General features: G+C 76.3%; 8 protein-coding genes. 7 read left to right on the top strand and 1 reads right to left on the bottom strand.

The window, feature by feature from the left end:
- Positions 1 to 299: 299 nt before the first annotated feature.
- Entirely contained in the window at positions 300 to 707 is a 408-nt protein-coding gene (locus O4J56_RS30965; RefSeq protein WP_270690714.1) for a hypothetical protein, read from the bottom strand.
- A gap of 510 nt (positions 708 to 1,217) precedes the next feature.
- Between O4J56_RS30965 and sbnA the strand changes: the two genes are divergently transcribed.
- The 7 genes from sbnA to O4J56_RS30930 form a co-directional block, all read left to right on the top strand.
- Positions 1,218 to 2,264 (top strand): 2,3-diaminopropionate biosynthesis protein SbnA, encoded by a 1,047-nt coding sequence (sbnA, locus tag O4J56_RS30960; protein ID WP_270690713.1) that lies wholly within the window; start codon positions 1,218 to 1,220, stop codon positions 2,262 to 2,264.
- 100 nt (positions 2,265 to 2,364) lie between these two features.
- Positions 2,365 to 3,396 (top strand): 2,3-diaminopropionate biosynthesis protein SbnB, encoded by a 1,032-nt coding sequence (gene sbnB, locus O4J56_RS30955; RefSeq protein WP_270690712.1) that lies wholly within the window; start codon positions 2,365 to 2,367, stop codon positions 3,394 to 3,396.
- Between the two features lie 13 nt (positions 3,397 to 3,409).
- Positions 3,410 to 5,311 carry an IucA/IucC family protein gene (locus O4J56_RS30950; RefSeq protein WP_270690710.1) on the top strand — a complete coding sequence of 634 codons (1,902 nt, stop codon included), beginning with the start codon at positions 3,410 to 3,412 and terminating at the stop codon, positions 5,309 to 5,311.
- Entirely contained in the window at positions 5,311 to 6,555 is a 1,245-nt protein-coding gene (locus O4J56_RS30945; protein WP_270690708.1) for an MFS transporter, read from the top strand. The genes O4J56_RS30950 and O4J56_RS30945 overlap by 1 nt, the downstream gene beginning before the upstream one ends.
- Before the next feature lie 572 nt (positions 6,556 to 7,127).
- Positions 7,128 to 8,885 carry an IucA/IucC family protein gene (locus O4J56_RS30940; RefSeq protein WP_270690707.1) on the top strand — a complete coding sequence of 586 codons (1,758 nt, stop codon included), beginning with the start codon at positions 7,128 to 7,130 and terminating at the stop codon, positions 8,883 to 8,885.
- Positions 8,882 to 10,705 carry an IucA/IucC family protein gene (locus O4J56_RS30935; protein WP_270690706.1) on the top strand — a complete coding sequence of 608 codons (1,824 nt, stop codon included), beginning with the start codon at positions 8,882 to 8,884 and terminating at the stop codon, positions 10,703 to 10,705. Before O4J56_RS30940 ends, O4J56_RS30935 begins: the two co-directional genes overlap by 4 nt.
- A partial coding sequence (locus O4J56_RS30930; RefSeq protein WP_270690705.1) for an HpcH/HpaI aldolase family protein occupies positions 10,699 to 11,563 on the top strand: 865 nt, incomplete at its 3' end. The genes O4J56_RS30935 and O4J56_RS30930, both read left to right, overlap by 7 nt.

The raw sequence follows: 11,563 nt of genomic DNA, 5'->3' as shown, positions 1-11,563 counted from the left end.
GGGGTTAAACCGGACACGATAAGCCCGACTTCCCCGAGATCAACGACAGCGCGCCTCTGCGCCGCCGCCCGGAACCGCGAGGAACCCGCCGGACGGCAGGCGGGGCCGGGGAACCGCCCGGCTCACCCCGTCGCCGCCCATCACGGCGAACACGCACACGCCCGACAGCCGACAACGCTGCGCCGAGGGCCGCCGACCTCTCCTCGTCGCTGCCCTCCACGCCACACTCCGCTGACCTGCCTCCCGACCGTGGTCCCTTCCGCCTCGCCGCCTCGCCACCCCGGCGGCGTTGCGGTGGGTCAGCGGCGGGCGGGCGGGGCCGGTGCCGCGCAGTCGGCCAGGCGGCGGACGAGGTCGCGGACCACCGCGCGGTCCTCCGGCAGGAGGCGCTTGGCCTGGAGGTAGATCAGGTAGGCGTCGTCGCCGACGTCCTCCCCGCCGTCGGTCTCCAGGTCCAGGAACTGCTGGGCGGCCAGTCTCTTCACCACCACCGGCGGGACCCGCAGGCCCGCCGCGAGCGCCCGGAGGCGCGCCGGTGCGGGCGCAGTCGTGTACCGGCCCTTCACCAGGCCGTTGAGCCACCGGTGGTCGAGCCGCTCCCCCGTCTCCGGGTCGACGGCGGCCTCGGCGAGCTGCCGGTAGCTCATCCGGTGGTGGTCGAGGGTGCGGCGAATGAAGTCGGACAGCGGCGAAGTGGGCTTCGTCACGTGCGGCCTCTCCAGGGAGCGATCGGGGCGGGCCGGGGCGTCCGGTACAGGTGCCCGTCCGAGCACGAAATCATGACAGACCAGGTCCGTACGGGTGCGATCCAGGAATGCCTACCGACTGGTACGGACACCCCGCCACCCCCGCGGACCGGGCGCGCACCCGGTCCGCCCTCGCGGCCCACGGGCAGGCCGGGACCGTGAATCCGCAGGTGGGACGCGCGATGCGCCGACGCGGCGACCGGCGGGCGCAGCGCCCCCGCCGTCCCGGTGCGCCGACGCGGTGTCGCCCGGATGCGACGAAGACGACACCGCGCGCGGCCCTCCCCGCCCTCCGCGGCGGGCCCGCACACGCGGCCGCGCGCGATACCGGAACGGACCGGCCCGCCGCCACCGTGTTCGGTGTTGACGGTTTAGGGAAGGCTGCCCTTATATTGCTCCGGCACGCCCCGTTCCCCCTGCCCACCGCGTCCTCCGCGCCCCTGGACCGGGCACGAGAGTCGAAGGAGCACCGTGACCGCCGAAAAGGCCGCCGGCCTCCCGCACCCGCCTCCGATCCGCGAACCGATCCCTGAACCCTCCCGCGAATCGGTCCATGAATCCCTGTTCGACTGCGTCGGCGACACCCCGGTCGTCGCCCTCCGGCGCCTCTTCCCCGGGCCCGGCCCCGAAGTGCTGGCCAAGCTGGAGCTGATGAACCCCGGCGGCAGCATGAAGGACCGCTCGGCCCGCCACATCGTGGAGGCCGGCCTGGCCGACGGGTCCATCCGGCCCGGCGGCACCGTGGTCGAGAGCAGCTCGGGCAACTTCGGCATCGCCCTGGCGATGGCCGCGCTCGTCCACGGGCTGCGCTTCGTCTGCGTCGTCGACCCCAAGACCACCAGCGCCAACAAGGCCCTGCTGCGCCGCCTGGGCGCCACCGTCGAGACCGTCACCGAGCCCGACGAGGCCGGCGGCTACCTGCACACCCGCATCCGCCGCGTCCGCGAGCTGACCGCCGAGATCCCCGGCGCCGTGTGGGTCAACCAGTACGCCAACGACCGCAACTGGCAGGCCTTCTACCACGGCACCGGCGCGGAGCTGGCCCGGCAGCTCGTCCGACCGCCGTCGTACCTGTTCGCTCCGGTCAGCACCAGCGGCAGCATCCTGGGCTGCGCGCGCCGGCTGCGCGAGAGCTTCCCGGACCTGCGCGTGGTCGCGGTGGACGCCGTCGGGTCGGTGATCTTCGGCGGGGCGCCCGCCCCGAGGGAGATCCCCGGCATCGGCTCCAGCCGCGTCCCCGAGCTGCTGCGCCCCGAGGAGATCGACGAGGTCGTGCACGTGGACGACGTGGAGGCCGCCGAGAGCTGCCGCGAGCTGCTGGCCGCCGAGGGCGTCTTCGCCGGCGGGTCCAGCGGCGCCGTGGTCGCCGCGATCCGGCGCACGCTGCCCCGGCTCGGCCCCGCCGACCGGGTGCTCGCGATCTTCCCCGACCGCGGCGACCGCTACCTCGACATGGTCTACGACGACGCGTGGCTGGAGCAGATGCGCGCCCGCCGCCGCACCCCCGCCGTGCTCTAGCCGTCCGGGCGCCGCCCGCTTCCACCGCCGTACACGCACGACCGATTCCCGCCCCGGCCGGGCGCAGTGCCCGGCCGCTCCCACCCCGGAGGACCCACCCATGGACCCCAACGCCGCCCCCGCGGACAAGCCCGAGATCCTGTACCTGAGCCGGGGCGACGTCGCCTCGGTCGGGGGCGACCGCTCCGACCTGTACGTCCGCGCCCTCGACGAGGCGCTGCAGCAGCACGCGCTGGGGCGCACGGTCCAGCCGCTCAAGCCCTACCTGCGCGCCCGGGGCAAGGCGGGGCACATCGCCGACCGCATCATCGCCATGCCCGCCCACGTCGGCGACCCGGGGATGTCGGGGCTGAAGTGGATCGGCAGCAAGCACGACAACCCCGCCCGCACCGGCCGGGAGCGGGCCAGCGCGGTGATCGTCCTCAACGACCCGGCCACCAACTACCCGGTGGCGATCATGGAGGGCGGCCTGATCAGCGCGTGGCGGACCGCGGCTGTCACTGCCCTGGCCGCCCGGCACCTGGCCCGGCCCGGCTTCACCGACGTCGCCCTGGTCGGCTGCGGCCTCATCGGGTCGACGCAGATCGCCGCCCTGCTGCAGCAGTTCGGCGGAATCGGGACGGTGCACCTGTACGACACCCGCGGCGACGCCGCCGAGGCGCTGGCCGCCCGCCTGGCCGCCGAGCACCCGAACCTGGAGGCGGTGGTCGCCGGGAGCGCCGAGCAGGCGGTGCGCGCGGGGGACGTGGTGGTGCCGTGCACGGTCACCGACAGCCCCTACATCGAGGCGGACTGGCTCAAGCCCGGGTCGTTCCTGGCGAACGTGTCGATCATGGACGTGCACAAGGAGGTCTTCCTCGCGGCGGACAAGGTCGTGGTGGACGACTGGGAGCAGAGCAACCGCGAGAAGAAGGTCATCAACCAGCTCGTGCTGGAGGGCCGGTTCTCCCGGGAGGCGCTGCACGCCGAGCTCGGCGAGATCCTGGCCGGGACCCGCCCGGGCCGCGAGGACGACACCGAGCGCATCGTGCTGAACCCCATGGGCATGGCCGTGGAGGACATCGCCTGCGCCGCCGAGGTGTACCGCCGCGCCCTGGCCGCGGGCGCGGGCACCCGGCTGGACCTGTACTGAGGACGGTGCGGCCATGACCTGCCCTGACCCCGCTGAGCTGGTGCTGCGCGACCTGGTGGACACGGCGCTGAGGGAAGGGGCGGCCCCGGGGGCGGAGTCGGCCCCGGAGGCCGTGTCCGGAACGCTCCCGTCCCCGGTGCCGGATCTCGCCCCGGCACCGGGGGCGGCCCCCTCCCCCTCCGAGGGTGTTCGCACCGTGCACCGCCCGGACGCCCCGGAGGACGCCGTCCCCGCGGACGCACCGCCCGTCCCCGGCGCCGACCTCGCCCCCGGGGAGGCCTGGTGCCGACTGGGGGACCTCGCCTTCCGGGCCGTCGACGGCGGGGCCCTCCAGCGGCTCCGCCTCTCCCGTGGGCCCGTCTGGCACGTCGGCTCCCCCGGCGCGCCCCGCCCCCTCGCCCCCGACGAGGCGCTCCGCGCGCTCGCCGACGGCCCCGCCGCCGACGACGCCGCCGACGACCTGCGCGACGCCGTCGCCCACGCCGGCGTCGTCCTGCGCGGCGCCGGCGCCCTTCCCGACCGCGCGCCCCGCCCCGGCGGGCTGCTGGCCGGGGAGCGCCTGGCCGCCACCCGGAACCGCCCGTTCCACCCGACGGCGCGCGCGGTCTCCGGCTGGTCGGCCGCCGAGGTCGCCCGCTACGGACCGGTGCGCGCCGAGCCGCTCGGCGTCCACTGGGCGGCGGTCCGCCGCGACCACCTGCGCTTCGGCTCCGGCCCCGACTCCGCCGACCCGGCCGCCGCGCTGCTCGACGACGACGGCCGCGAGACGCTGCGCTCACTGGCCCGCGCCGCGGGCACCGACGACGACGCCTACACGGCGGTCCCGGTCCACCCCTGGCAGTGGGACCGCGTCCTGCCGACCGAGTTCGCCCGCGAGCTGGCCGACCGCACCATCGTCCCCCTCGGGCCGGACATCGGCCGCTTCCACCCGACCTCCTCCCTGCGCACCCTGGCCTCCGCCCCCGAGCCCGGGCCGCACCTGAAGCTCCCGGTCGGCGCGGCCACACTGGCCGCCGCCCGGCTGCTGCCGCCCCGCTACCTGGACAACGGCGAGCGGGCGCAGTCCTGCATGGAGCACCTGCTGGGGGCCGACCCCGTGCTCGGCGCCCTGGTCGAGGTGTGCGACGAGCGGACCTGGTGCGGGTGGTCGGCGCCCGGCGCCGACGACACGTTCGCCGACCGGCCCGGCCACCTGGCCGCCCAGGTGCGCCGCTACCCGCCCGGCCTGTTCGCCGATCCGGACGCGCTGGTGCTGCCCATGGGGGCGCTCGCCGCCCACGACTGGGACGTGCTCGGCCCGGCCCTGGCGGCCGCCGGATTCGACCCCGGCGATCCGGTGGGCCTGTTCCGCACCGTCGCCGAGGCGTTCTGCGCCATGGGCCTGGCCTTCCTGCGCCACGGCGTCCTGCCCGAGCTGCACGGGCAGAACACGGTGGCCGTCCTGGCCGACGGCGGGGTGCGCCGGTTCGTCCTGCGCGACCACGACACGCTGCGGCTGTGCCCGGAGCTGATGGCCGCCGCGGGGACGCCCGACCCGGGGTACCGGGTCAAGCCCGGCGCGCCGCAGTCGCTGAGCCTGGAGCGCCCCGAGGAACTGCTCGGCTACCTGCAGACGCTGGGCTTCCAGGTCAACCTGTACGGGATCGCCGACGCGCTGGCCCGCCACTCCGGCACCGACGAGCGGGTGCTCTGGGGCGCGCTGCGCGCCTCCGTCGAGTCCTGCCTGGACCGGCTCGACCTGCCGGGGCCGGTGGCCGCGCTGGTCGAGGAGCACGTGCTGCGCGCCCGGGAGTGGCCGCACCGCAGGGTGCTCGCGCCGCTGCTGCGCCGCGGCCGCTCGACGGGCGTGAGCATGCCCGCCGACACCGGCCGGGTGCCCAACCCGCTGCTCCCGGCCCCCGCGGTGGTGCGGTGATGGCGCCGCCCGTCCCCGAGACGGAGCGCCGGGCGTTCCGCACCCTGTGGTTCGGCCAGTTCGCCGCCGTCGCGGGGCTCACCGTCGTGGTGCCGCTCCTCCCCTTCTACCTGGCGTCCCTGGGGCTGGGGCCCGCCGAGGTCGCATGGTGGACCGGCGTCTCGCTGGCCGCCCCGGCGGTCGCGCAGCTCGCCGCCGCCCCGCTGTGGGGGATGGTCGGCGACCGGTACGGCCACAAGGCCATGGTGGTGCGCGCGCACGCCGGGCTCGCCCTGGCCGTGGGGCTGATGGCGCTGGCCGACGGCCCGGCCCTCTTCCTGGCCTGCCGGCTGCTGCAGGGCGCCTGCGGCGGGGTGGTGGGCGCCACCGCGACGTACGCGAGCACGCTGGCCGAGGACGGGCGCCGCGGCCGCGCCCTGGGGACCCTGTTCGGGGCCACCGGGGCGGGGTCGCTGGTGGGGCCGCTGGTCGGCGGTGTGCTCGCCGGTCGGTTCGGGTTCGGCGCGCTGTTCGGCTGCGTGGCCGCGCTGCTGGTGGTGGCCGCCGCGCTGGCGGCGGTGCTGCTGCCGAACCGGCGGGCCGCGCGCCCGGCGGCCGGCGGCCCGGCGCGCCCGGGGCTGCGCACGACGATCGGGCGGATCGCCGCCGACCCGTGCGGGCGGTCGCTGGTGGCGGCCGGGATGCTCGGCCAGGCGTCGGTGTTCGCGCTGGTCGTGGTGTTCGCGCCGCGGGTCGCCGAGCTGACCGGGTCGGTGGCGGCGGCGTCGGTGTGGGTGGGGGTGCTGCAGGCGGCCACGTGGGCGGCGTCCCTGGCCGGAGGCCCGTGGTGGGGCGCCCGCAACGACCGCGGGCGGCCGGCGGTGAGCTTCGCCGTCGCGGCGGCGGGGTGCGGGGTGGCGGTGGCGCTGCAGGGAGTGCCCGCGTCGGCGGGTGCGCTGCTGCCGCTGCGGGCCGCGCAGGGGTTCTGCTTCGCGGCGCTGGTGCAGTCGGTGCAGCACACGGTCTGCCGCGTGGTGCCCGAGCAGAGCCGGGGCGCGGCGCTGGGCACGGCGAACGGGCTGGTCGACACCGGCCAGGTGATCGGCCCGCTGCTGGGGGCGCTCATGGCCGGGCTCCTCCCGGCGCCCGCGGCGTTCGCCGCGATCGGGGCACTGCTGCTCGCGGCGTCGGGCCTGGCGGCGTGGGGCGTGCGCGGCGGCGCCCCGAGTCCTGTCCCCGACCGGCTGGCGCCGTCCCGTCCGTGAGCGAGGTGGGAGATGACATCCAGACCTGTGACGCGAACAGCCTGCAGGGCGGTCCGACCGGTCGTCGGCTCTCGCGGCCGCGTCCCCAACGGTCCGGCGGCCCCTGGCCGCCCCGTCCCGGCGGTCACCCCTGCCCCCTGGCCGTCCTCCGCCGCCCCCGCTACAGCGCTGTGGAAGACGAGGTCAAGAGCCGGTGTACGGACGCCCGGCCCGACCGCCCATGTGTTCGTCGGCGACCGCCCCGCCTTCACACGGCAGACCTGGAGCAGGGAAATGACCTCTCCCCCGCAGATGCGGCAGGAACACACGGACGCCGCCCGGCACGACGGCGTCCACCGGAGTCGTACGGCGGCCCTCGGCCGCCCGCTGATGGGCGGGCCGCCGGGCAAGGCCCCGACGGGACGACGGGACCGGGCCGAAACCGTGACGCCGACGCCGAGACCGCCGAACGGAGACGACACCCCTCCGGCACCGTCGGCGATCCCCATGGGTGTCCGCCGACGACCGACCGCCCACCGAACACCACCCGAGGCACACGCCCCAGCGGCCTCCGCACCCCGAGGACGAGTCCGATGACGCCCATCACCACCGCGCCCGAGCACCGCGCACGAACGCACGCCGACCCCCGCGCCGAGGCCGAGCGGGCCGCGGTGCAGCGGCTCCTCAACACCTACCTCCGTGAATCCGGGACCCCCCTCGTCCCGGACGGCGGCGACCGGGCGCGGATCGCCCTCCCCGTCGCGGACGCCTCCCTCGTCGTACCCGTCGTCCACCGCTCCGTGTTCGGCCACCACGCCTACGGCGCACCCCTGCGGCTGGAGCCCTCGCGCGGCGCCTCCGCCCCCGTCCACCTGGACGACCTGGTCCGGCTGGTGCTCGACGAGGTGGAGGCGATCGCCGCCCGCGTGTTCGGCCCGGTCCCCGACGCCGACGACCGCAAGCGCGCGCTCGCCGAGCAGATCCGGAGCAGCGTCGACGCCACCACGCGGTACCTGGAGCACCACCGGAACACCGGCACCAGTGCCCGCACCGGCACCGGCGTACCCGACGACCCGACCCGCGCCGCCGAGCAGTCCGTCCTCCTGGGCCACCCCTTCCACCCCACGCCCAAGAGCGTCCAAGGGTTCGGCGACGAACTCGCCTCCTACGCCCCCGAACTGGGCGCCTCCTTCGTCCCGCACTGGTTCGCGGTGGACCGGAGCATCCTGCTGGAGCGCCGCACCGGCCCCGGCCCGTGGACCCCCGACCCGGTCGCCGCCGCGGCGCGGGAGGCCCTGGGCGGCGCCGCCCCGGACGGCGCCTCCGCCCTGATCCCGGTCCACCCCTGGCAGGCCCGCCACCTCGCCTCGCGCACCGATGTCGCGCGCCTGACCGCCGACGGCCTGCTCACCGACCTGGGCCCACTCGGCGCGCGGGTCTACCCCACCTCCTCGGTGCGCACCGTCTGCGACCCGCGCTTCCCCACCTCCTGGAAGCTGCCGCTGCACGTGCGCATCACCAACTTCGTGCGCACCAACCCCGTGCCGCACCTGGTGCGGGCGGCCGACGCCGCGGCCGTGGTCGCGGCGCTCGCCCCGGAGTGGGACCACCCCGGCTTCGCCGCGCTCGCCGAGACCGGCTTCCGCACGCTCGACCCGGCCGCCGTCGGCGACGACCTGGCCGCCGACCTCGGTGTGCTCTACCGCGACTCCCCCACCGCCGACGGGCGGCAGGCCCCCCAGGTGCTCGCCGCCCTCCTGGAGGAGCGCGACGGCGAGGAGCCCGGCCTCGTGCGCGAGGTGCGCTGCTGCTCCCCCGACCCCGGCACGCGCCCCGGCGCCGACCACACCGCCGACTGGCTGCGCCGCTACCTCGCCGTGTCCCTGGTCCCGCTGCTTGAGGTGTTCGAGCGCGACGGCGTGGCCTTCGAGGCGCACGCGCAGAACGCCCTGCTGGCCACCGACGGCGGCCGCCCCGCCGCCTTCCGGGTGCGGGACATGGAGGGCACCGCCGTCAGCCGGGACCGCCTGCGCCCCGGCACCGGCCCGGCCCCGGACAGCCCGCTGCTCTACGGCGACGACGAGGCCTGGCTGCGGCTGCGCTACTACGCGGTGACCAACCAGCTCGGCCATGTGGTCGCCGTGCTGGGACGGCACACCGGCGCCGACGAGGCCGCGCTCTGGAGCACGGTCCGCGCGGTCCTGGCCGGCCGGCCCGGCACCCGCGCCGCCGACCTGCTCTCCCGCCCCTCCCTGCCCGCCAAGGCCAACCTGGTCAGCCGGTTCGCCGGGCGGGGCGAGGACCCCCTGTACGTCGACGTCCCCAACCCCTTGTTCGAGGTGAACCGATGACCGCCCCGCCCGTTCCCGAGCCCCCGGTCGCCGCCGCTCTGCGCGCCCCGGCCCACGACGCGGTCCGGCGTCGGGTGTTCCGCCAGCTGGTGGAGTCGCTGCTGTACGAGGACGCGGTGCGCACCGCCGACATCGGCGGCGGCACTGTCGCCGTCGAGGGCGCGGACGACCGCGGGGAGCCCGTGCGGTACGTGTTCACCGCCCGCCGCCGGTACGGCTTCGGCCGCGTGGCCCTCGGCCCCGAACCGGTCCGCCGGGAGGCAGGGGGCGCCTCCGCCGAGGCCGACTCGCCCGCCCGGTTCCTGGCCGAGGCGCGGCCGGCGCTCACGGCCGACCCCGACTGCCTGGCCCGGTTCGCCCGGGAGCTTGAGGCGACGCTGGTCAAGGACACGCTGGCGCAGTACGTGCGCGCCGAGCGGGGCGACGTCATGGCCCGGCACGACTACGACACCCTGGAGGGGACGGTCACCGACGGGCACCGGTACCACCCGGCCTACAAGTCCCGCATCGGGTTCGACCTGGACGACCACGCCGCCTACGGCCCGGAGTTCCTGAACCCGGTCCGGCCGCTGTGGGTGGCCGCCCGCCGGGACGTCGCCCGGGTGTCGGCGGCGGCCGGGCTGGACGAGGACGCCTTCCTGGAGGGGCAGCTCGGCGAGGACACAGCGACCGCGTTCCGGGAGCACCTGGCCGCGGACGGGCTGGACCCCGGCGACTACACGCTGGTCCCCGTCCACCCGTGGCAGTGGCGCGAGCACATCGCGCCACTGTGGGCCGCCCAGCTGCGCCGACAGGAGGTCGTGCCGCTGGGCGAGGACCCGCACGCGTTCGCCGCCCAGCAGTCCATCCGCACCCTGAGCTGCCGGGACGCGCCCGAGCGCCCCTACCTCAAGCTCGCGCTGTCCATCGTCAACACCTCCACGAGCCGGGTGCTGGCCCCGCACACGGTGGCCAACGCCCCCCTGGTGTCGGACTGGCTGCGCGGCGTCGCCGACGGCGACGCGTACCTGCGCGATGAGTGCCGCACCATCGTGCTCGGCGAGGTGATGGGCGCCTCCGTCGACCCGCCTCCGGCGGCGGAGATGGTGCGCTCGGACACCTACGGCGCGCTCGCCTGCATCTGGCGCGAGAGCATCCACCCGTTCCTGCGGGCGGACGAGCGGGCGGTGCCGTTCACCGCGCTCACCGCCCGGGAGCTGGACGGCACCCCGGTGGTCGACCCGTGGGTGCGGGCGCAGGGCGTGCGTCCGTGGGTGCGCGGGGTGGTGCGCGCGGGGGTGCTGCCGCTGCTGCACCTGTTGTTCCGGCACGGCATCGCGTGCGAGGCGCACGCCCAGAACATGGTGCTGGTGCACAGGGACGGGGTGCCCGAGCGGGTGGCGCTGAAGGACTTCCACGACGGGATCCGCTTCTCCCCCGGCCACCTGGCCCGCCCCGGGGACCGGCCCGACCTGGCCGCCCCGCCGCCCCACCACGTCAACGCCAACTCGTTCCTGGAGACCGACGACCCGGCCCAGGTCGCCGACTTCCTGCTGGATGCGCTGTTCTTCGTCAACGTCGGCGAGCTGGCGCTGTTCCTCGACGACGCCTACGGGTTCGACGAGGAGGAGTTCTGGTCGCTGGTCCGGGACGAGGTGCGCGCCTACCAGAAGCGGTTCGCGGGCCTGGAGGGCATGGAGGACCGCTTCGCCCTGTTCGACGTCTTCAAGCCGACCCTGGAGGTGGAGAAGCTGACCACGCGACGGCTGCTGCCCGACACCGAGCTCCGCGTGCACGCGGTGCCCAACCCGCTGTCCGGGACGGGGGCGGAGCGGTGCTGAAGCCCAACGCGGTCCGCGCGGCCCTGCGGGAGGGGCGGGAGGTGTACGGCCTGTTCTGCTCCATCCCGAACCCGGTGCTGGTGGAGATGATCGGCTGCGCCGGATACGACTTCGTCGTGCTGGACGCCGAACACGCGCTGGTCGACCCCGAGGGCCTGGAGAACCTGGTGCGGGCGGCCGAGGCCGTCGGCCTCACCCCGTTCGTGCGGGTGCCGGAGAACGATCCGGGGGCGATCCTCAAGGTGCTGGACGCGGGCGCCATGGGGGTCGTCGTCCCGCACGTGCGCACCCGCGCGGACGCCGACGCGGCGGTCCGCGCGGCCCGGTACGCGCCCGAGGGCATGCGCAGCCTCAACGGCGGGCGCGTTCCCGGGTTCGGCCTGATCGACCTGGCCGAGTACGTGCGGCGCGCCAACGAGGAGGTGATGGTGGTCCCGATGATCGAGGACGCCGAGGGGGTCGACGCCCTGCCGGAGATCCTGGCCGGGGGCGGCATCGACCTCGTCCTGGAGGGCGCCGCCGACCTGTCGCAGTCCTACGGGGTGACCTGGCGGACGCGGCACCCGGTGGTGGTGGACGCGCTGCGGCGGATCCACGCCGCATGCGTGGAGCACGGGGTGCCGTACTGCGCCCTGCCGCGCACGCCGGAGGACCACGAGGCATGGCGCGAGGCCGGGGTGAAGGCCTTCGTGCTGGGAGAGGAGCGCGGCCTGGCCTTCCGCGCCCTGCGCGGGCACCTGGACGCGCACCGCGGCGGCTGCCCGGCCGGGTCGGACGGGGTGTCAGGGTCGGACGGGGTGTCAGGGTCGGCCGGGGTAGCCGGGTCGGCCGGGGTAGCCGGGTCGGCCGGGGTAGCCG

This window comes from Nocardiopsis endophytica, from assembly GCF_027706725.1.
Taxonomy (GTDB): Bacteria; Actinomycetota; Actinomycetes; order Streptosporangiales; family Streptosporangiaceae; genus Nocardiopsis_A; species Nocardiopsis_A endophytica.
Note: the sequence above shows the minus strand (reverse complement) of the source record. Positions and strands in the feature narration are given on the sequence as shown.

Coding starts and splice junctions, on each gene's coding strand:
- sbnB (WP_270690712.1), top strand. CDS start 2,365: ATGGACCCCAACGCCGCCCCCGCGGACAAGCCCGAGATCCTGTACCTG.
- O4J56_RS30940 (WP_270690707.1), top strand. CDS start 7,128: ATGACGCCCATCACCACCGCGCCCGAGCACCGCGCACGAACGCACGCC.
- O4J56_RS30935 (WP_270690706.1), top strand. CDS start 8,882: ATGACCGCCCCGCCCGTTCCCGAGCCCCCGGTCGCCGCCGCTCTGCGC.
- O4J56_RS30950 (WP_270690710.1), top strand. CDS start 3,410: ATGACCTGCCCTGACCCCGCTGAGCTGGTGCTGCGCGACCTGGTGGAC.
- O4J56_RS30945 (WP_270690708.1), top strand. CDS start 5,311: ATGGCGCCGCCCGTCCCCGAGACGGAGCGCCGGGCGTTCCGCACCCTG.